The 22,384-nt window shown below is 61.3% G+C and carries 11 protein-coding genes and 1 pseudogene; 7 read left to right on the plus strand and 5 right to left on the minus strand.

All coding sequences use genetic code 11. From position 1 onward, the window contains the following. Window positions 1–355 precede the first annotated feature (355 nt). The 7 genes from HUS66_RS13300 to HUS66_RS13330 all read left to right on the plus strand — a co-directional run bounded on the left by HUS66_RS13300 (window position 356) and on the right by HUS66_RS13330 (window position 16,620). Complete coding sequence (locus HUS66_RS13300) at window positions 356–2,317, plus strand: capsular polysaccharide biosynthesis protein (protein ID WP_340162762.1); 1,962 nt, start codon at window positions 356–358, stop codon at window positions 2,315–2,317. 28 nt (window positions 2,318–2,345) lie between these two features. Beyond that, window positions 2,346–3,581 (plus strand): capsule biosynthesis protein, encoded by a 1,236-nt coding sequence (locus HUS66_RS13305; protein ID WP_254628831.1) that lies wholly within the window; start codon window positions 2,346–2,348, stop codon window positions 3,579–3,581. After that, the gene (locus HUS66_RS13310; RefSeq protein ID WP_175071381.1) at window positions 3,545–4,333 is read left to right on the plus strand and encodes an SDR family NAD(P)-dependent oxidoreductase; all 789 of its coding nucleotides are present in this window, start codon (window positions 3,545–3,547) and stop codon (window positions 4,331–4,333) included. Before HUS66_RS13305 ends, HUS66_RS13310 begins: the two co-directional genes overlap by 37 nt. After that, window positions 4,330–6,018 (plus strand): LTA synthase family protein, encoded by a 1,689-nt coding sequence (locus HUS66_RS13315; protein WP_175071382.1) that lies wholly within the window; start codon window positions 4,330–4,332, stop codon window positions 6,016–6,018. The genes HUS66_RS13310 and HUS66_RS13315 overlap by 4 nt, the downstream gene beginning before the upstream one ends. Continuing rightward, the gene (locus tag HUS66_RS13320) at window positions 6,015–13,526 is read left to right on the plus strand and encodes a type I polyketide synthase (protein WP_175071383.1); all 7,512 of its coding nucleotides are present in this window, start codon (window positions 6,015–6,017) and stop codon (window positions 13,524–13,526) included. The genes HUS66_RS13315 and HUS66_RS13320 overlap by 4 nt, the downstream gene beginning before the upstream one ends. Beyond that, window positions 13,523–14,839 carry an aminotransferase class I/II-fold pyridoxal phosphate-dependent enzyme gene (locus HUS66_RS13325; RefSeq protein ID WP_175071384.1) on the plus strand — a complete coding sequence of 439 codons (1,317 nt, stop codon included), beginning with the start codon at window positions 13,523–13,525 and terminating at the stop codon, window positions 14,837–14,839. Before HUS66_RS13320 ends, HUS66_RS13325 begins: the two co-directional genes overlap by 4 nt. A 248-nt stretch (window positions 14,840–15,087) precedes the next feature. Continuing rightward, window positions 15,088–16,620 carry a hypothetical protein gene (locus tag HUS66_RS13330; protein ID WP_175071385.1) on the plus strand — a complete coding sequence of 511 codons (1,533 nt, stop codon included), beginning with the start codon at window positions 15,088–15,090 and terminating at the stop codon, window positions 16,618–16,620. Between the two features lie 99 nt (window positions 16,621–16,719). On the opposite strand, the gene HUS66_RS13335 is transcribed toward HUS66_RS13330, so the two are convergent. The 5 genes and pseudogenes from HUS66_RS13335 to HUS66_RS18130 all read right to left on the minus strand — a co-directional run. Continuing rightward, window positions 16,720–17,406 (minus strand): alpha/beta fold hydrolase, encoded by a 687-nt coding sequence (locus tag HUS66_RS13335; RefSeq protein ID WP_175071386.1) that lies wholly within the window; start codon window positions 17,404–17,406, stop codon window positions 16,720–16,722. 128 nt (window positions 17,407–17,534) lie between these two features. Beyond that, entirely contained in the window at window positions 17,535–18,173 is a 639-nt protein-coding gene (locus HUS66_RS13340; RefSeq protein WP_175071387.1) for a GNAT family N-acetyltransferase, read from the minus strand. Window positions 18,174–18,286: 113 nt separating this feature from the next. Then, window positions 18,287–19,732, minus strand: a complete 1,446-nt coding sequence (locus HUS66_RS13345; RefSeq protein WP_175071388.1) for a glycosyltransferase family 2 protein — start codon at window positions 19,730–19,732, stop codon at window positions 18,287–18,289. Next, window positions 19,729–21,717 carry a glycosyltransferase family 2 protein gene (locus HUS66_RS13350; protein WP_175071389.1) on the minus strand — a complete coding sequence of 663 codons (1,989 nt, stop codon included), beginning with the start codon at window positions 21,715–21,717 and terminating at the stop codon, window positions 19,729–19,731. Before HUS66_RS13350 ends, HUS66_RS13345 begins: the two co-directional genes overlap by 4 nt. Before the next feature lie 265 nt (window positions 21,718–21,982). Beyond that, window positions 21,983–22,258, minus strand: a pseudogene (locus HUS66_RS18130) (phosphotransferase); the annotation flags it as partial. Window positions 22,259–22,384: the final 126 nt, after the last annotated feature.

The following is a 22,384-nucleotide window of genomic DNA, read 5'->3' on the forward strand; positions in this document are numbered from 1 at the left end:
TCGACTTTTCAGACACAGCCTGGGTCACGGAATGAGCAGTCGCTGCCCATAGCTGGCCGTGAGCACCGGCCACACGGTCGTTACATAACACCTGATCGCTGCATAACACTTGGTCGCCGCATAACACATGGTCGCCGCATAAATTGTTAGTATAGTGCTTCTTTGGTATTAGCTTGCGCCTTGACGGGACTCAAGTGTCGCTACTGTTCAGTCGTGAACAAGGACGTATCACATGCCCACCCACCAACCAAGCATCGCGACAGCCAAGCATAGGGTCGCGGGCTTCACATCAAGAGGCATCGGTAGGATTGGGTCTCTGGCCTCGTTTTTGCCGGAGTTCAAAGAATTCAAGGACTTGAGCAGACTTCCCCGCAAGAGAGTCAACGCCATCATCGGCTGGGGGCTAAAGGCGACAGCCGATCGCGCTCGGCGACTGGCAGTCAGGCAACAGGTGCCTTACATCGCGCTGGAAGACGGCTTTCTACGCTCGATGGGGCTGGGTGTCAGGGGCTATGCACCACACAGCATGGTCGTTGACCATCAGGGCATCTACTACGACGCCCGACACCCTTCTGACCTGGAAACGATGATTGCCAATGGCGAATTTTCAGCGACCGAACTCGCGCGCGCCCGCCACTGCATGGCGCTGATTCGTCATCACCGCCTCTCCAAGTACAACCATGCACCAGACCGAGCATTGCCCACCAGCGGCCGCCGCCGGGTGCTGGTGGTCGACCAGACGCAAGGCGACGCCTCGATCACTTATGGTGCTGCCAACGACGATACCTTTCGCGACATGCTGGCACAGGCCATCGATGAGGCCCCGGACGCCGAGGTGCTCATCAAGGTGCACCCGGATGTCATCGCCGGCAAGAAGACCGGGCACCTGCTTGAAGACGCCAGGGCCAGGGGCTGTACGCTGATAGCTGATGACCTTAATCCATGGGCTCTGTTCGATGCCGTAGATACGGTGCATGTCGTTACCAGTCAGCTCGGTTTCGAGGCCCTGTTGGCGGGTAAACGAGTGGTTTGCCATGGCATGCCCTTTTTCGCCGGCTGGGGGCTAACAGAAGACCGGCAGCACTGCCCTCGGCGCGGAAGTGCCCGTTCGCTCGAGGCCGTTTTTTCTGCCGCCTATCTTCGCTACTGCCGCTATGCCAACCCCTATACCGGTGACAGCAGCAGCCTGGAAGAAACGATCGACCTGATCGCCGACCAGAAACGCCAACGGACTCGCCACAGCGGTGACTGGTGGGCCCTGGGGTTCTCAGGCTGGAAACGCAACTTTATCGGTGACTTCCTGGGCCCCAATGCCAAGGTGCACTTCTCGCGTAAACAGGTACGCTTCTCGCGCAGACGCCTCCTTCCGCGACTCCAGGCGTCACCGGCACCTCGCATGCTCATCTGGGCTCACCAGGCGTCGGAGGCTCATCGCCGCCACTGCGAGCAGCAAGGGCTGTCGATGTGGCGCATGGAGGACGGTTTCCTCCGCTCGGTAGGCCTGGGAGCCGACCTGGTCGCCCCGCTGTCTTTAGTGCTGGACTCGCAAGGCATCTACTACGATGCCAGCCGGCCCAGCGATCTAGAAGAGCTCCTGAATGGTGCCGATTTTTCCCCGCACCTGCTGGAAAGAGCGGCACGGCTTCGCCAGCGGCTGATTGCCAGCCGAGTCTCAAAATACAACCTTTCCGGCCACCCCCTTCCCGACTTGCCTAGCGCAACCCGCATTATCCTGGTGCCAGGGCAGGTCGAAAGCGATGCATCAATCGCTTACGGATCACCTGACATTCAAACCAACCAGGCCCTGCTGTCAGCGGTTCGCGCCACGAATCCCGGTGCCTTCATTATTTACAAGCCACACCCGGATGTAGTGAGCGGTGCCCGTGTTGGCAGCATCGACGCTGACGCTCCCCGTCATCACGGCCTCCCACTCTATGACCTTGAAGTGACGGATGCCGATATCACGGATTTGCTTGATGTTGCCCATGAAGTCCATACCATGTGTTCGCTTACGGGATTCGAAGGGCTTCTGCGAGGGGTGTCGGTTCACACCTATGGCATGCCGTTTTACGCCGGCTGGGGCCTCACCCAAGACCGACTAGCCTGCAGTCGCCGTCAACGCTTGCTGAGCCTGGATGCGCTGGTGGCAGGGACGCTTATCCTCTACCCCACTTACGTCACCCCCAAAGAAAAACAGCTCTGCAACGCCGAGACCGCGCTGCGATTGTTGGAACAACAACGCGCGATGCACCGTGGCCTATCCTTGGCCACACGCATATATCGCCGCTATCGTTCACTCATGTCAGGAAGGCGTTGATTTGCAGGTTCAGGGAAGAGCGTTTCTATTGCTTCAAGGGGTATGCTCCCCCTTCTTCGACCGATTGGCTAAACGGCTGCGCGCCGCTGGCCATCTTGTCGTCAAGGTGAACTTCACGGGTGGCGATCGCCTCTATTGGCGCGGGCCAGCCTATGAATATCGGGGACGGCTCGACGAGCTACCGAGCTTCATTGCATCCATTTGGCAGCGTCACGGCATCACCGATCAAATCGTGTTCGGCGACTGCAGGCCGGTACACCGCGAGATGGTCGAAGAAGCCCGACGCCTTGGCATTCGCAATCATGTCTTCGAGGAAGGGTATTTCCGCCCGTTCTGGGTGACACTCGAACGTGAAGGGGTCAACGCCCACTCTCTATTACCCCGTGATCCTGACTGGTATCGCGAGATCGGCCCACACCTGCCTCAAGCGCCCAAGCCCAAGCGATTTCCCAACCCCTTCAGGGCGCGAGCGTTGCACGATGTGGCTTATCACCTGGGCAACGTCATCAACCCTGTCGCCTACCCCCACTATCGTACCCATGCCCCAGTCTCGGCTCCATTGGAGTACGCCAGCTACGCCTTGCGCTTTTCACGGCTCAAGTGGCTAAAGCACCGCGATGCCAAGCGAATTGACGCAGTATTGCAATCCGACAAGCCCTTCTACTTGCTGCCCCTGCAGCTCAGCGGAGATGCCCAGATACAGCATCACTCGGCGTTTACCAACATGAACGAGGTGATCGCACGCGTGATTGCCTCGTTTGCCCAACACGCGCCACCAGATGCCCGGCTGTTGATCAAGAATCACCCCCTCGACATGGGACTGTCTCGCTACGGCACCCTTATCCAGCGACTCGCCCAAGAACATGAGCTAGGCGACCGGGTGGTATACCTGGAATCCGGCAATCTCGAGGCGATCGTTCGCCGCGCGGCCGGCACGGTTACCGTTAACAGTACCGTCGGCAATGTGGCCCTCGAACTGGGCTGCCCCACGCTCGCCCTCGCCGATCCTATCTATCACTTTGCCGGCCTGACGCATCAAGGCTCTCTGGATGGCTTCTGGAAAGCGCCTAGCCCTCCTGACCGGCAATTATTCATGAATTTTCGGCGCACCATCATTCACTGCCTACAGATCAATGGGGGCTTCTACAGCCGACCCGCGATCGAGATTGCGGTGGATAACGCCATGCACGTACTGACCGCTGAATACTCACCACTCGAGCACCTGCTATGCCAGACGAACGCCACTCCCCCCATCGCGTCCTGATCACCGGCGCCACGGGGGCCATCGGAGCGGCACTAGCTCGAACTTATGCCGCACCCGGTACCCAGCTGATTCTCCACGGGCGACGCCAGGACATCCTGCAGGACATTGCCCAGCAATGCCGAGCGCAAGGCGCCGAGGTGAGGACCCATGAGATAGACCTGTGCAATGAGCAGACGCTGTTCTCCTGGTTAGAGGGTCTTTGCGACCCCACCCCCCCCGATCTGGTCATCGCCAATGCCGGCATGAATACAGACATCGGCGAGCATGGCGAGGGAGAGTCCTGGGAAGCTGTCAGCGACCTGCTGGACATCAACCTGAAAGTCCCCATGGCCATGCTCAACCACCTGGGCAAGCGCATGCGCGTTCGAGGCAGTGGCCAACTGGTGGTGATGAGCTCACTTGCCGCTTACCACGGCCTGGCACTGACGCCCAGCTACAGCGCCAGCAAAGCTGGCATTAAAGCCTATGGCGAAGCACTGCGCGGCTGGTTGGCCACAAGCGGTGTGGGCGTCACGGTCGTCATGCCCGGCTATGTCAGCTCGAAAATGTGTCATGACATGCCTGGCCCCAAGCCCTTTCTCTGGCAACCCGCCCGTGCCGCACGTTGCATAGCCCGCGGCATTGAGCGTAACCAGGCACGCATCAGCTTCCCCTTTCCGCTTAACCTTGGGTGCTGGTGGTTGGCCGTGTTGCCGGCGGGTATATCTCAACGTGTTCTATCGTGGCTCGGCTATGGAGGCAATTCGGCGTGACCTTGGCCTCCTCTCTATTTGCCTCGCCTCTATTTGCCTCTTCTGTCAATGTGCTCCAGGCATTGTGGCTACCCGCACTGCTCGGCCTGGTGGCCGGGCGCCTATTGGATGGCATGCTACGCCCCATGCCTCGTCCCTTCTGGCGCCGCGCTTTTATCACCTGGTGTGTCGAGCTGGGTAGCTGGGGCATTCAGTTCGCTTTTTGGACAACGCTGGTGCAGCGCCCGTGGTTTGCCATGGCGATTATGACGTCTCTTCACTTGCTGGTCGTTCAAGTCAATAACACCAAGTACCTGTCGCTGCGCGAGCCCTTCCTTTGCCAGGACTTCGAGTACTTCACCGACGCAATTCGCCACCCCAGGCTATATATCCCCTTCTTCGGCATCGGACTGACCATTGCGGCGACCCTGGCAAGTCTGGCGGCGATCACCACCGGTTTGCTGCTCGAGCCCTCGCTGATCTCGCGTTATGGGGCACTGAGCCTAGCGGCCGTCATCTTGCCTTTGGCAATGGCATCGATCGTCACGCTAGGCTGGGGGCTACTTCGCTTGCCTTCCTGTTCGCTCGATCCTGAGCGCGATCTGAAGGGTCTTGGACTGACCACTTATTTATGGGCCTATGGGCTACTGGCGCGACAGCCTTTCCCCGAAGCCGCAAAGCGCTCACCTTTTACCCGGCACTCAGAAAAGCCCCCTGGCCCGACTGGGCAACTGCCTCATGTTGTGGCCATACAGAGCGAATCCTTCTTCGACCCCCGCGACTGGGCGCCCAACATTGCCCGCGAGATACTGGCTAGCTTTGACCGCATTGCCGATGAGGCATTGTCGGCAGGGCGACTGCGTGTGCCGGCCTGGGGGGCTAACACGGTGCGCACAGAGTGCGGCTTCCTGACGGGCCTTTATCCCGAGGCACTCGGTGTACATCGCTTCAACCCCTATCACCAGATGAACAGACAACCGCTGACCAACCTGGCCGGTGTACTCAAGGCCATGGGCTATCGTACAGTCTGCATTCACCCCTACCCCGCCAGTTTTTACCTTCGTGACAAGGTGTTTCCCCAGCTGGGGTTTGATGAATTCATCGATATCCATGCCTTCAATTCGTCCCAAAAAGATGGACAATATATTGGCGACAAGGCGGTCGCCAGCAAGATAGCGGACTTGTGTGAAGAGGAAAACACGCGCCCGCTATTCATCTTTGCGATCACCATGGAGAACCATGGTCCTCTGAATCTCGAATCAGCCAGTGAGGCGGATACCGAGCGCTGGCATACCGCACCGCCCGAGCCTGGCTGCGAGGAACTATCGGTGTATTTGCGGCACCTGCATAACGCCGATGACATGCTGGCGTCGCTTGCCAACACGCTGTCGGCGACGAGCCGCGAGGGCGTGTTGTGCTGGTACGGTGATCATGTCCCCATCATGCCGGAAGTTTATGCACGTCTCGGCGCCCCCAATGGCCTGACAGACTACCTGCTGTGGTCGACAACACAGCGTAAAGGGACACCAAGCCAGACAGGGACTACCGACCAACATGACCACGCAATAATCGATATCGAACAGTTAGGCCCCTTGCTGATTGACGTTGTGCTGGATGAAGTTGTGCTGAAAAGTGCCACATCAACGTCACGCAGCGGCACCAACGCGGCATATAAAGAGCTAGACAAGGACAGGGAGCACCAATGACCAAGCGCGTTGCCATCATCGGCGCCGCTCACCGTTTTCCCGGCACCACCAGCGCCGAGAATTTCTGGGAAGCGCTCAAGGAAGAAAAAGACCTGGTAACGTCAGTCGCCTCAGATCGCTGGGGGAAAGACGCTTTCCTGCATCCCGATAAGAAGCACCCCGGTACCAGTTACACCTTCGCTGCGGGCAGCCTAGGCGATGTCTCTGGGTTCGATGCCAGCTTCTTCGGCATATCACCCCGTGAAGCCACCAGCATGGACCCCCAACAGCGTCTGCTGCTGGAAATGAGCTGGGAAGCCATGGAAGACGCCGGCATTCCTCCAGAGTCGCTACGTGGCAGCCAGTGCGGTGTCTTCATGGGCGTAGCCTCCGCCGACTACTCGTATCGCATGGCTGATGACATGTCGGCCATCGACACATCCTCGGCTACCGGCAACACCGCAAGCATTGCCTCGAATCGCATTTCGTATGTGTTCAACCTCCAGGGGCCCAGCATGTCCTTGGATACGGCCTGCTCGTCATCCCTGGTCGCCTTCCACCAGGCGTGCCAATCGATACGCAGCGGTGAAACCGACATGGCCCTGGCGGGTGGCATCAGCTTGCACCTGCACCCCTATGGCTTCGTGGTCTTCTCCAAAGCCAGCATGCTATCGCCGAACGGCCGCTGCCAAGTATTTGACGCCAATGGCGACGGCTATGTGCGCTCAGAGGGCGGCGGCATATTCATGCTCAAGGACCATGAAAAAGCCGTGCGCGATGGTGATCGCATCCTGGCGGTGGTGGCCGCCAGCGGCATCAATACAGACGGCCACAAGTCGGGGCTGACCGTGCCCAACCCCGATGCACAGGTTGCCCTGATGACGGCCACACTCGCCCAGGCGGGAATGACGCCCGACGACCTCGACTACGTCGAGGCACATGGGACCGGTACCGCCGTCGGCGACCCGATCGAGACCCGAGCCATCGGCGCTGCACTAGGCCAGAAACGCAGTCGCCCGCTGCCCATTGGCTCGGTCAAGAGCAACCTTGGTCACCTGGAAACCGCCTCAGGCGTTGCCGGCATGGCCAAGGCACTCCAGGTCATTCGCCATCGCGAAGTGCCGGCCACCATCGGTATCAAGACCCTAAACCCTCGCATCGACGCCGACGGCTGGAACCTGGATATCGTCACCCAGGCCCGCGAACTGAGCCCCGAGGGTCGACTGGTCATCGGCATCAATTCTTTCGGCTTCGGTGGCGCCAACGCCCACGTCATTCTGGAAAGCCACACCAGTACCTCCGCAAGCGCCAGCAGGCCGAACCCCACAGCCCCCATGCCGCTACCGCTAAGGTTGTCGGCTCGCGACGACGATGCACTGCGCCAGCAGGCCCAGGCACTGAGTGACCAGCTCAGCAAGAGTGAGACTTCACTCTACGACCTGGCCTATGGCCTGCTCCATCGGCGAGAGCACCATCGCAATGGCGCCCTACTGTTCAGCGACAACGCAGCCGAGGCAGCCAGTGCGCTCGCCCAGTTCGCCGCAGGCGACATGCCCGATGCCGTGACCACAGGTCAGCGCGTGCCCGCGGCACAAGGCCCCGTGTTTGTATATACCGGCAATGGCTGCCAGTGGGAAACCATGGGCAAGGAGCTGCTCAGCAGTTCCCCCGTGTTCGCCACCGCCGTAGATGAAGTAGACCGAGAGTTTCTGCGATACGCCGATTTCTCGCTACGGGCAGAGCTCGAAGGGCGCAATGGCGATGAGCGCCTGGCGCGAACCGAAATCGCCCAGCCGGCCCTATTTGCATTGCAAGTCGGGGTCACTCGGATGCTGGAAGACCACGGCATCAGGCCGACAAAGGTCACCGGCCATAGCGTCGGCGAAGTCGCGGCCGCCTGGGCCAGCGGCGCCCTGACGCTCCAGGATGCCGTCAAGGTCATCTATTACCGCAGCACCTACCAGGGACACACCCAGGGCAGCGGGGAAATGACCGCGGTCGGCCTCGGCGCCGCCGAGATTCAACCCTGGTTAGACGATGCACGTTTCGACGGCATTGTGCTGGCGGGCATCAACAGCCCACGAGGGGTTACGCTCGCGGGCTCACCCGATGACTTGGCGGCCCTCGAAGCGGCGCTCGAAGAACAGCGCATCTTCGTCAAGCGACTGCCGCTGGACTATGCCTTCCATAGCCCGGCCATGGATCCCATCAAAGGCAAGGTCACCGAGGCGCTGGCCGACATCACCCCGCGTGTCGCCACTATCCCCTTCATCTCGACAGTGACCGGTAACCAGATTACCGACACCCCGCTGGATGGCCTCTACTGGTGGCACAACATTCGTCGGCCCGTGCTGTTCGAATCGGCTATTACCGATGCCATCCATGATGGGGGCAATACTTTCATCGAGATCGGTGCCCACCCGATTTTGCGCCGCTACATCGATGATGTGTTGAAGGACATGGGCCATGCAGGCACGGTGATTTCCAGCATCGTCAGAGACCAGGGCGACACGCTCGCCATGAACCAGTGCCTGAGCAAGGTACTGCTGTCGGGCGTGCCGATAGCCATGGACACCTGGTTTCCGGTCACCGGGCGCCATATCGACCTGCCACACTACGCGTGGCAACACGAACCCTACTGGTATCGCCCTACTGGTGACTCCCAGGGCCTGATGTCGCGCCATTATGAGCACCCGCTGCTGGGCTATCGCCTGGCCCAGCAGGTGCTAACCTGGGAAAGCCAGCTGGACGCTAAACGGCTGCCCTGGTTGGCCGACCACCGGGTCGGCGATGGCATCGTCTTCCCCGGAGCCGGCTACGCAGAACTGGCCCTGGCAGCCGCGCATTCCCACAAGGCACAACCGCTAATCGACATCGAGTCACTCGAGATCCACAGCCCGCTGCTGCTCGATGGCCCGAACGGCAAGCGCATGCGCCTGTGCATGGATGAAGCCGACGGCACGATCCGCATGCAAAGCCGCGAGCCCGCCAGCGATGATCCTTGGAACCTGCATGCCAGCGCTCGCCTGTTAAGCCAGAGTCATGGGCTATCGTTAACGCGCCAAGCGCCATCGATACCTGACCGCGTCCCAGACTTCGACCGCGACGCCCATCTGGCCATGGCGAGCCGCATCGGCCTCGAGTACGGCCCAGCCTTCCAGGCGATCGGCCACGGCTGGGTGGAAGGTGATGACATCATCGGCGTCATCGATTTGCCCGATGCCATCCGAGCAACATTTGACGACAGCCAGAGTGCCTGCCTGCTGCACCCCGGCATCCTCGATAGTGCCTTCCAGCTATTCATTCCACGGCTTGCCCGCGAAATGCAGGTGGCCGACGGCCTCGCCTATGTGCCGGTGCGCCTGGAACGCATACAGGTCGAGGTTGGTGATCGTATCCCGGCTCTGGTGCAGGTGCGCCTGACAAGCCGTGCGCCGCACTCTCTGTGTGCCGATGTGGCCATATTCGATGACCAAGGCCAAGCCATTGCCGTCGTGCAAGAAGCCCGCTTCAAAGCCGTTCGCCTCAAACGACAGGCCAGCCAGCGCCTGAGCTTCCTGGATCACCGCCTGGTCGCCGCACCGCGCAAGCCCATACCGGCGCCACTCGATGCGTCTTCATCCGATGCGTCTGCATTCGACACTTCAGCGCCTCAGATGTGCCAAGCCCTGGCCGCAGCGTACCGGTCGCACACGGGCTCACACTATGCCAGCGAAGTGGAACCGCTGCTCGATAGCCTGGTACTGGCCTTCACCAGCGAGGCGCTTGCTCCTCTGGCCGATCCTCAACGACACCTGGCACGCTGGTGGCTTGAGCAGCAGGCGCCTGATGTTCGGCAGTTGGCAGAAGCTTTGCTGCAACTGGCTACCGACAACGGCCTGGCTGACGAAAGCGCCGAGGGCTGGCAGCTTGCCGAGACCGAATTCGACGTCGATGCGGCGACGATCTGGAATCTGCTGATTCGAGACTACCCGGAACGCACGGCCCTGACACACCGGGTGGGACGCGTCGGCCGGCACTTACCGGCCCTGCTCGATGAGTCTCGCGACCTCGAGTCGCTGGCCTTGCCTGAAGCGCTCGCCAGCCAGCTGATTCACCAAGCGATTGGCGATGATGGCTGGCACGCACTCGCTGCGTATCTGTCTAGCCAGTGCAAGGCTATGCTCGAAGCATTACCCAGCGGTGGCCGACTCGGCCTGTTGGAAGCCTCAGCCGTCTCGCCAAGGCTCGCCGCTCGCCTGCTACCCCTGCTCGACAGCGACCGTTGCGATTATCACTTCCTGGGCCTAAGCCCAGCCGCCCATTCAGCGGCCGAAACGCTGGCTGAGCGCTATCCCCAGCTTGACTACTCAAGCCTTGACCAGCCAGCCACTCGGCATACCAACGCGCAGATCGCCCTAATAAGCCTAGACAGTGGCCTCGACAACGTCCGTCACCTGATGGATCAGCTAACAGACCAACTGGCGCCAAGCGCCCGCATCATGCTGGTAGGCACGGCCAGTTCGAACTGGCAACAACTGCTGACATTGGCACAGCATAAAGAGAGCCAGGCGCCCTGCTCGCCAACGCAAGCCAAGGCACTGCTGGCCTCGGCAGGCTTTACCCAGATCGAGCTTCAGGCATTAGAAGTCGCTGACAATGGCGTTCAGGCCGTGGTGGCAGAATGGCCCGGCAAGTCAGCAAGCGAGGCTGAACCTAGCGCCGAACCTAGCGCCTGGCTGATTGTCAGCGGCGACGCCGAGTCCGCACTTGGGCAAGCCATCGCTACGCGCCTGATGGCAAATGGCCACCCGGTCCAATACCACCAAAGCGATGAAGCTTCACCTTCGAGCCTCATCGAGAGCGACCCCTTTGATGCCGTTATTGACCTGCGAGGGCTTGCCAGCATAGACCAAGCTCGGCGCTGTCGCATGGCGACGGAATGGCTCCAGTGCCTTGAAGCCAGCGAGAATTCCGCCGCCCTCTGGCTCCTGACCCATGATGTCGGGGCCGGCCTCGATGATGCCCGGCATGAAGCAGCGTCAACCAAGCATGTCGCAGAAACCAAGCATGTCGCAGAAGACGCCGCCCTTTGGGGCTTTGGCCGCTCGCTCAGCAACGAAGCTGGCACGCGGAGCGTGCGCCTGCTCGACGTCCCCATGGCCGCGGCATCTTCTGACCCGCTGCTCGACGCGCTAGTACACGAGCTGAGCAAGCCGGACGATGAAACAACCGAGATAGTGCTGGACGCCGACGGCCAGCGCTGGGTGCCTCGCCTGGGCCTGGTACCGGCTCCCGAGCAGCAGACGGTCACGATGGATGATCAAGCGCTGAGCCTTGGCTTCGAACTGCCCGGCCAGCTGCGCCACCTGCGCTGGCAGTCTCATGCCCTGCCCGCACCGGGTAACGGCCAGGTCGAAGTGAAGGTCGAGGCCACCGGGCTCAACTTCCGCGACGTGATGTATGCCCTGGGGCTGCTGTCCGATGAGGCCATCGAGCACGGCTTTGCCGGGCCCACCCTGGGGCTCGAGTTCGCTGGCCGCGTAGTTCGCACCGGCGCAAACGTCAGCCGCTTCCAGCCCGGGGATGCCGTGGTCGGTTTCGGCCCGGCCAGCTTCAGCGACCGCTTGATCGCCGACACCCACGCACTAGCGGCCATCCCCAACGGAATCGGCTTCGCCGCGGCGGCCACCATTCCGACCACCTTCTTTACCGTGTACTACGCACTCAAGCATCTTGCACGGCTCGAACCCGGCGAGCGGCTGTTGATTCATGGGGCCGCCGGCGGCGTCGGCTTGGCCGCGATTCAGATCGGCCGCTGGCTGGGAGCGGAAATCTACGCCACCGTCGGCAGCGAAGAAAAGCGCGACTTCATGGAGCTGCTGGGCATCCACCGGCTCTACGATTCTCGCTCGCTGACCTTCGCCGAAGACATCCTGCACGACAGCGAAGACGGCCGCGGAGTCGACGTGGTACTCAACTCCCTGGCCGGCGAAGCCATCAATCAGAACCTGCGCGTGCTAGCCCCCTTCGGCCGCTTCCTGGAGCTCGGTAAACGTGACTTCTATGAAAACACCAAGGTGGGCCTGCGCCCCTTCCGCAACAACCTGAGCTACTTCGGCATCGACTCCGACCAGCTGATGCGCGAAAAACCGCGCCTGACCCAGTCGCTGTTCGAAGAGATGATGGCGCTGTTCGCCGATAGCACCCTGAGCCCCTTGCCTTTTACTGCCTTTGACAGCAATAGCGTGATCGATGCTTTCCGCTACATGCAGCAGGCGCGCCAAATCGGCAAGGTCGTGGTCACCTACGAGCAGCCGCCGACGGCCGAACCGGTCAAGGCAACGGTTGGCACGCTGCAACTTAGCGAATCGGCAAGCTACCTGGTTACCGGCGGCCTGGGCGGCTTTGGCCTGAGAACCGCCGAGTGGTTGGCCGACAAAGGCGCGCGTCAGCTAATCCTGATCGGCCGCCGCGGCCCCACCACCGAAGAGGCCCAGGACGGCATTGCTCGTCTGGAAGCGCGCGGTGTGCGCGTCTATGCCGCCGCCTGCGACGTCACCGACCGGGCCACACTGGCGGACTTGCTCGCTGCCTGCCGTGACCGGCTCGGCCCGCTCAAGGGCATCGTGCATGCGGCCACCGTGATCGACGACGGTTTGATCCGCAACCTGGATGGAGAGCGCATTGCCAACGCCCTGGCGCCCAAAATCGACGGTGCACGCCATCTTGACCTGCTGACCCGCGACGATAGCCTCGACTTCTTTGTGCTGTATTCCTCGGCCACCACCCTGTTCGGCAACCCCGGCCAGGCCAGCTACGTCGCCGCCAATCATTGGTTGGAAGAGCTTGCCGCCACCCGCCGCCGCCAAGGGCTGGCGGCCACCTGCGTGCGCTGGGGCGCGATCGAAGACGTGGGCTTCCTGGCCCGCCATACCGACACCCGCGATGCCCTGCAAGAGCGCCTGGGTGGGCATGCCCTGCTCGCGGAGGATGCCCTCAAGGTGCTGGAACAGATGCTGCTCAATGACGCGAGGTCTCTGGGCGTGCTGGAGCTCGACTGGCCTGCTCTCGCCCGGTTCCTGCCCACGGCCGATGCCCCCCGCTATCGGGACATCGCGCGCAATGCCGACGTCAGCGATGACAGCGAGGGGGATGACGACCTTCAGCAGTTACTGGCAAGCCTTAGTCCGGATGAACTGCGCGAGACCCTAATTGAGCTGCTGCGCAAGGAACTGGCCAAGATTCTATTGGTGGAAGAGGAAAAGCTGGATATCTACCGCTCTGTCTACGATATGGGCTTCGACTCACTGATGGGCGTTGAGTTGATGACAGCGCTGGAAGGCCGCCTGGGCATCCAGATTCCCGTCATGGTGCTCAGTGAAGCCTCTACCCTTGCCAAGCTAGCCGAGTACCTCATGCGCAAGCTTCAGGGCGTGGAGCATGAACAATCGGATGAGCAAACGGATGAACAGGCCCAGCTGGCTTCACTCAAGGCGCAGCACGGAGTCGAGGATGCGACATCCACTACCAAGGAGGTGGACGCATGAGCCAAGATACCCCGTCCCTCAAGCAGCGCTTGATTGATCAGGCCCGCCAACGCCAACAGGTCAGACCTGCTGCCGGCGAAGAAAAAGTGGCGCCTGCCCAACCGGCAGCCAGCGTAGACGAGCGTTTCACTCGCTTCGACCAGCACCCCGGCTATCAACAGATATGCATGATGCGCGCTGGTGGCCAACAGCTCGGCATTCGCGACCCCTTCTTCAAGGTCCACGAAGGCAGCGCCGGCGCCACCACTCGTATCGACGGACGCGACTGCATCAACTTTGCCAGCTACAACTACTTAGGGCTTTCCGGCCACCCGGCAGTCAACCAAGCCGCCATCGAAGCCGTGCAGCATTATGGCAGTTCGGTGTCGGCAAGCCGCCCGGTCTCCGGAGAAAGACCCATTCACCAGGAGCTTGAACAGGCGTTGGCCCAAGCCTACGACGTCGACGACGCCGTAGTGTTCGTCAGCGGTCACGCCACCAATGTCTCGACACTGGGCTACCTGCTTGGGCCAAGAGATCTGGTGCTGCACGACGAATACATCCACAACAGCAGCCTGGTCGGTGCACAGCTGTCCGGTGCGCGGCGAATCAGTTTTGGCCATAACGATCCCGACGCCCTGGATGAACTACTGACACGTCAGCGCGGCCAGTTCGAACGCGTGCTGATCGTGATCGAAGGCCTCTACAGCATGGATGGGGATTCCCCCGACCTCGAGCGCTTCGTCGAGATAAAGCGGCGCCATCAGGCCTGGCTGATGGTCGACGAGGCGCACTCCTTCGGTGTGATGGGCAAGCACGGGCTAGGCATTAGCGAGCACAGTGGCGTGCCTTCCCAAGACGTCGACATCTGGATGGGCACGCTGAGCAAGTCATTGGCCGGCTGCGGCGGCTACATCGCCGGCTGCACGGCCTTGATCGACATGCTCCGCTACTTCGCGCCAGGCTTCCTCTACAGCGTTGGCATGCCCGCTCAGGTAGCCGCGCCGTCTCTCGCAGCCCTTAGGCTGATGCGCGAAGAGCCTGAGCGAATTGCCCGGCTGCAAGAGGTATCCGGCTACTTCCTGCATCAAGCACAGGCCAGGGGGCTGAACACCGGGCACAGCACCGGCATCGCGGTAGTGCCGGTGATTCTGGGCAGCTCGGTACTCACCGCCCGGGTCTCCGATGCGCTCTTCGACAAGGGCATCAACGTGCAGCCCATCCTGCACCCTGCCGTACCCGAGAAAAGTGCGCGTCTGCGTTTCTTTATGTCCTGCGACCACACCAAGGCGCAAGTCGACCGCACTCTCGATGCCCTTATGCAAGCGCTATAGGTACTAGTAGCGTAGGTACCAGGAACGTATAGGTGCCAGGAGCGTATAGGTGCCAGGAGCGTATAGGTGCCCGGCCAGGGCCTCTTACGCTACCTGGCACAGGGCATCAACGATATGCGTTCACGCCCTAAAGTCGACGCAGGATGAGCCGATAAATCAGACATAGTCATGAAAGTATCATTTTAAATATTACTAACATACATTACCATCCGGTAGGATCACTAAAAAAACGCAACAAGGGAATGGATATGTTCAAGAAGCAGCTGGCCACCGCCATCGGTTTATCAAGCCTCATTGCCTGTGGTTCGGCCGCAGCGGAGCCGTTCAGCCTCAGCGAACTGGTCCGGCTAGGCGGGGCGCTCCCCAAGATTAGCGAGATCGCCGATAGCGCCGATTCGTCTGACCTGGACGCCTCTAGTGGCACCATCACCCTAGACGACGGGTCTAAACTGCAGCTCAAGACGCTAGATGGACGCACGTTGCGTCAGACTCTGCAGGATAACAGCAGCACGCTGCTGGTTAACGGCAACCAAGTGAAGGTTGGCACCAGCAGTTCCAGCCTGATAGACGCCTACGACAATTCAGATAAGGTCGCTAACTTCAACCTGACCGGTGTTGTCGATTCGCGCCCCATCACGGTGGAGTTTCAAGGGTCTCCTGACAGCCTAGACTCTGCGAGCACCTTCGATGCCAAGCTCAACGGTGAGCCCGTCACCTTCGAGCTGCCGGAAGGCACTACCCTGGCTGATTTCGACGGCAATACCCAGTTCCGCCTGCGTGATGGTTCTGGCAACCTGCTGATCGACGGCGACCTGAACAGCCTGTCCGCCAGTGAAATTGAATCGATTGCCGCTAAACTGGGCGTCCTGAACGCCGACATGGCACTGCGTAGCGCCCAGAAGCAATTCATGGCGCAAAGCTTTGGCATCATCAGCACACAGATCGACAACGCCATGCAGTCTCGCTTCGGCGCTCCCCGCGGTGGCGGTGCCAGCAGCGACCTGGCCTATACGGGTAACACCATGCGCGGTCGCCAAGACGGGCTGAATGCCTGGGTCTCAAGCGAAGTCGGCGATATCTCGGGTGAAACGGGCAACACCGATTATGACGGCAGCACCAAGGCCGCTCTGGTAGGCGTTGACCAGAAACACGGTAACCTGCTGACGGGTATTTCCGCCGGTTACAACAAGGTTGAGATCACCAACAAGGGCACTAGCAGCGGCGAAGCCGACTTGAGCGGCAACTTCCTCGCTCCCTACGGGGCCATCTCGCTGCTGGACGATAGCCTTGTGCTGGACGGCATCCTGCTCTACCAAGACCTGGAAGGCCAATTCAGCAGCGGCTTCAACGCAGTCGAGCTGGATGGCGACCGCTTCGGCGCACGTTTGTCGGGCACGTACTTCCTGCCAGCATACGGCAACTTCAACACCGGCCTTACTGCCGGCGGCTCCTATATGAAGGATGACCTGGACGGCGAGACCCTAGGCACCACACAAGACTACGGTATCGAACTGGGTGAAGCCTTCACCGGCATCAAATTCAGCAACGACTTTGGCTTAGGCCGCATCTACGGCAGCGTGATTTACTACGAAGATGTGACCAGCGACGTCGACGATAGCGTCGACACCTTGGAAGATGACGATAACCGCACCGAGCTGCAAATCGGTGGCTCACATCGTCTCGGCCAAAACATGCAATTCAATATCTCCGCCAGAACCACGGTAGGCTCCACCAACACCGAGTACACAGCCGTTCAAGCGGCCATGGTCTACCAGTTCTGATCACACCTGATCACTCCTCTGTGACCATGTAATGCGATTTACCGGGCTGCTCAGCGGCCCGGATTCCAGCGGGAGCCCAGCTTTGGGCTCCCGTTATTGTTATTGTTGCCTGGGTCGCCACACCTCAGGCTCACAGCAGAGATGCCCCACCCCCTCCTCAACCGTTACCCTGCTGCCGGGAATAGCTTCGGCAACCGGCACGAAATGAGCCGCCGGCACATTGCGGTCGAGTGCCCCAAAGAAGAAATGTCGCTCGATGCCTTGGCGCCACCCGTCGCGCCTGGCGGGATCCACGGACCCACCTAGCGGCTGATAGCCATGAAGCGCCGTCCAGCGCTGAAGACTGACCGGGGTTGAAAGCGCAACCACGCGGATATGCTCCACCGCAGTAAGCTCCTCCGCCACAAGCAGTGCCAGCACACCGCCTCCCGAGTGGCCCACCAGCGTAAGCTCATCAATATCCGGCAAGCCCATGAGCCAGGCGTCCGCCGCCTCACGCATGGCCCCTACCACCTCAGGCGAATAGCGAGAGAAGCTCCAGAGCTCCGGCTTACACTGCTGTTCAGGACCAAGGCCAAAATAGCAGGGGCGCCCGAGGTACAGCGCCGTGCCTGGCCAAGCCAGCATTTGCGGCAACAGTAACGGACTTCCCGGCGTGGGATCCGGCGAGACGTGCCGACCGCCGATCTGCCATGGACGACCGTCACCTTCGATGAACACCGTCGCACCAGGCCCGGCCGCTAGATGCTCAATAGCCAGCAGGTCGAACCCTCGACCCTGAAGCATTGATACCGACACGCCCTCACGCGGCGCAAGGTCCGTCGCGATCTGCGAATAGTGCCGCGGCGAGGATACACACCCCACTAAGCCCGATAGCAGCAGAGCCATCCCCAGTGATCTCACCTTATCGACGATCAACGACTGTCCCTCTGCCGGAATGGCGCCTCTGTCTCGCCAAGCCGTCGTGCCATCCGCACGAAGGCGCCATCCGGCAACCAACGCCCGAGCACTTTCAACCGCCGTGTTTTGACAGCACTGAAACCGAGCCTGGAGTAAAACCTGATCGCCGCCTGGTTGGCGCCCCAAACGTCCAGCTCGGCCTGCTCGACTTGTTCATCCTGCAAGATCGCTATCCAATCTCGCATCAGCTGCTGACCCAGCCCTTGCCCACGGTACGCCTCCTTGATAATCAGCCGATAAGCATAGGCCTCAGGCCGCCGGAAGCGCTGCATCAGTCCACAATACAGTGGATATCGCCACATCGCCGACCAACCGAATTCACCCCTGACATCATCGAAACAAGGACGATGGGGCCCTTCGCCGCGCAGGAAGAACTGCAGATACCCCGCCACCTCACCATCGACGGCGATGAACAACACGCGTTGCCAATTCACCCCAGATGCCAGCACCCGCCGCTGGCGATAGGCTTCGCCGAACAGCAACTTCAAGAACGACGGGCCAGCCGATGCAAAGCGCCACTCGTCCGGCTGCGCCTCTGCAGAGGTGCTGACTCGATAGGTTTCAACCTGACAATATTCGATGGAATCCGGCACTCAAGCCTCTATGCTGATCGATCTGACTGATGAAAGGTTCTTGTTGTTTTATAAGTGGTGCTATCGAACTAGTCGTGGACATTGAGTCGGCCCGGACATTTTTCCCGCTGTGCTCAGCGCAAGGCCTGACGAGTCGAAGCGTTAGCCACCTGAATCTCTGCCGGTGCCGCGAAGCGCCGATCTGCCAGCATGTCCAGCGGCATATACAGCGGATCGCCAAGGCGCAACGCGGCGATATGCCAGTCGTTCCAGGCTTCCCAATAGGCCAGCCGAACCGGTGACACGGCATTATCCAGATGTCCTGTCTCTTTAGCCGTCATCAACGAATCATCCCGATGTGCACCGAAGGCCAGGGGTTCCACCAGCCGTTTCACGGCTCCTCGGCCGAAAACGAGCTTCAAGCGAGCCAGGAACTCGCTATCCGCTCCGGTGCGCACCCAATCCCAGGCGCCCATGGCATCCAGAACACGTTGACGGCGAAAAAGTGGTGACGAAGGATTCAGGCGGGTAAAGGGCAGCACCTGGCGCACATAGTAACGGCCGTCGTCCTGCAGTCTCACCCATTGCGAGGTGGTGGCCACCAGCTTCGGTTTAGCCAGCAACGGGCGTACCTGTCGAGCGATCTTCTCGGGGTGCGACCAGTCATCGGAGTCATGGCAGGTCACGAACTCGCCCCGGGCGTGGCGCAGACCGATGCTCTTGGCCACGTAGGTCCCGGCGTTACTCGGCAATTGCAGGCAACGCACGCGACTGTCCTGCTCGGCCATGGCCTCGAGTCGTGCCAGCGTATCGTCGGTGCTGGCATCGTCCACCACGATGATCTCGAGGTTGCGGTACGTCTGCGCCAGGAGAGAGCGAATCGCCTGCTCGGCACGAGGTCCGGAGCGAAAGGTGGTCATCAAGACGCTGACCAGCGGCCCCTCGGCGGCTGGCAACCGACTGGCGGCACACAGATTCATCACCCCTGCCGGCGCATCTGGATCGTGTAATCCGATGGGAACGAGACCATGAGCAGCCAGAAAGCCATTCATCGCTGCAAGCTGCTTACCGGGGCTTGCCGCATGCAGGTGCCCCTCCAGCAGATGATACTCGGGGGACGTATGTGCATTGGCGGCACGCCAAGCCCTCAACCGATGTCGGGCCTGGTCGTCGTCCCCCAGGCGAACCGACAGCCCCGTCGGCAGTAACGACGACTCGGGCAAGTCGGCCTGCGCTCGATGGCGCTCCGCCAACGCGGGCGAGAATGCCGCCAACGCCTGCAGGAACGCCGGCCCCCGCTTTCTCAGCCGCCGGCTAGCAAACAGCCGCTCAGCCATTTTCCCCGCTGCCTCAGTATCACCGCAGGCCGCCAGCGATGCCGCCTGGGCAAACTGACCACGCCAATGGCCGTCCAGCGGCTCGGCTTCGGCCACCCGCGAATACATGCCCAGCCGGAAGAGGGCCCAGAGCTGCCGTGCATCCGGCCGCTGCTGGGCCGGGCGAAGAGCCACGGCGTGGGCGTACTGCTCGAGCCACCAGCAAGCCTGTGACTTCAATGCATTGGGCACGCTGCTCGTCATGCTTGAGCCTCCCGGCCGATTGACCATTCACGCCGCTGATAGCCAGGCTCGGGCCAATCCGGACGAATACCAAACGCCTGATGCAAGTGTGCATCCGCCGCCATGAATGCCTCCTGAGTCATCGCCTCCAGCCCGGCGGCCTCCACTACCAAGCGCTCGCACTGCCAGGCGGGATAGTCATCCAGACGATGTTGCGCCATGAGCGCGCCCACCACCCGGGCCTGCCCGGTCACTACTCGGTCCTGGGGGCCGATGATGGTCAGTGTGCCGTTGGCCGCCATGGCCTGGTAGAGATCGCAGATCGGCTGCATGGCCGGCGAGTCGTAATGCCGCCAATGAAACACGGCCACTCGCTTAGCCATTACCTGCCGACGTATCGACGCCTCCACGGCGCCCTTCTCGGGCGAGGCCTCGCCCAAGTCCGCCACCACCACCAGATCAACCTCGACAGGGGCTGGCGCCTTCTCCAGCAGCTGGGGCGGCGCAAAGAACGGCCGCCTGCCGGGCTCGCAGGGCAACGCCCTGAACGCCTCCCTGCCAGCGGTGCGGTGCCACCAGGCCTGGGCCTCACGGTAGATGCGACGCGAGCCATGGAACATGGTCCTGACATGGGTGCGCCCGGTGCGGGTCAGCGAAGTGTCATGCATCAACGAAAAGGAAAGCGGCACCTCTGGCTTAACCAAGGCGACGGCCTGCTGGCCAAAGGCCGCACGGATGCGCCAGATGTATTCGGTATCCGCGCCGGCGCGCACGCCATCCCAAGCGCCGATTTCCTCCACCAGCGAGCGGCGAAACATCAGCGAGGATTCATTCTCACGCAGATAGCCCTTGCCCGGTGTAGCGCCGATCATGCGTACGACGAGATCCTCCCCCACCCGACACCAACTGCTCATGCACGCCTTGAGCGCCGGATCCTTCCGTAGGGCCCTGGCCTGCAGCGCCAGCTTCTCCGGGTGCGACCAGTCATCGGCATCGTGCACGGTGATTAACTCGCCCTGGGCCTGCTCAAGCGCCGTCAACCTTGCCGCATAGGCCCCCTGGTTGCTTGCGTGACGCACCGGGCGAACCCTCGCATCCTCCTGCGCCAGGCGGTTCAGCACCGGCCAGGTCGCATCATCGCTGGCGTCATCCACCGCCACGATCTCCAGCGCGGGCCAGGTCTGGGCCAGCAAGCCGCGAATCGCGGTTTCGACGGTGTCCGCGCAACCAAAGCACGGCATCAGCACGCTGATCAAGGCGTGCGTGGCGGCAGGTTCGACAGGAAGGGGGGCGACCTCGGCCCCGACCAAGTTGGCGAGCCGTAACGGCGCGCATGCTTCTCGCAATGCCAGTGGTTGTAGCCCGTATCGCACCAACATGGCGTTCAAGAGCTCCAGGCGCCGTCCATCCTCCCCACCTTCGGCACGTACCAGGTTGGCGCTGGCCAGGTACCACTCACTGCAGGGCGCAACGGTCTCGGCCGTGATGGCCAGCCGTTCGCGGGCCTCGTCCAAGCGTTCAAGACGAAGGAGGGCTTCACACTCCAGCACCACCTGCCCGGGCTGCCAGCGGCGGGCAGGGTGCAGGCTGCGAGCCAGCATGAGGTATTGCAGCGCGCGTTCACCATCGTCACCATCGGCCAGGTACCAACGCCCCACCACCCATGCCGCAAAGGCCTGAACCCGGGGCAACCCGACCGGCGAATGGGCCAGATGTTCCAGCGATGGCAAGGCATAGCGAGCATGCCCCGCCCATAACTTGCGCTCGAGCTCCAGCGCTTCTGACATGCCCGGGCATTGCCCTTCGGGCACCACGCTCACCGTGACATCCCACTGCAGCCCCTTTCCCAGGGCCCGCAGGCGTGGCGCAGGGATACGTTCGACGCGCCCATGACACCACAACAGCCCCTGCAGCAGAGGCTTGACGACAACGGCCAGCGGGCCATTCACCAACCACACCAGCAATCGTTCCAGCTCGCGCAGGGTTTCAAAGCGTGAGTTATGCAAGAAGCACCTCTCGTCGATGTGGCTTCACTCAGTCCAGGGCTTCCAGAAACGCCAGAGCCTCTCGTTGGCGTATCGCCAGCGCCTCGAGGTTGGCCTGGGTCCCCAAGCCCGGAAAGAGCCACTTTTTGAAATACACCGCCCGCGCAGCGATAGACACCTGCGCTTCGTCCAGCGAGGCCCCCATTTCACGACAGGCGCTGGTGTAGCGGCGTATTGCCCTTTCCCTATGGCGCTGGCGCTTCTGCGGACAGGCAATGCGCTCGGCATAGAAGAGCATCCAGGCGAGGTCGCCACCCAGCGGGCCGACACAGGCATCATCCAGGCCCAACAAGAACAGCTTCCCGTCCCACTCGCGGAAATTGGTCAGGCTCAAGTCGCCGTGCATCAGGCCCCTTGGTAGGGCCTGCAGGGTTTCGACGTGCTGCTGCCATAGGGCCCGTATCTCATGGTGGCGGGCAAGATACTCCTCCAGGTGCTGACCCTCGGGTAGCGCACACCCGGTAAAATCCGCCTCCGTCAGGGCGGGCAATTCCAGAGGCAACTCGCGTATCCCACCCGGCCTGGATGTATCGGCGGCTTTCAGGCCTAGGTGTCGGGTCCCGTGTGATTAACCACCCGCTTGGTAAATAACTCAGGGTGCTTGATCTGCCATACCTTCATCACCTCA

Source organism: Onishia taeanensis (assembly GCF_013349955.1).
Lineage (GTDB): Bacteria > Pseudomonadota > Gammaproteobacteria > Pseudomonadales > Halomonadaceae > Onishia > Onishia taeanensis_B.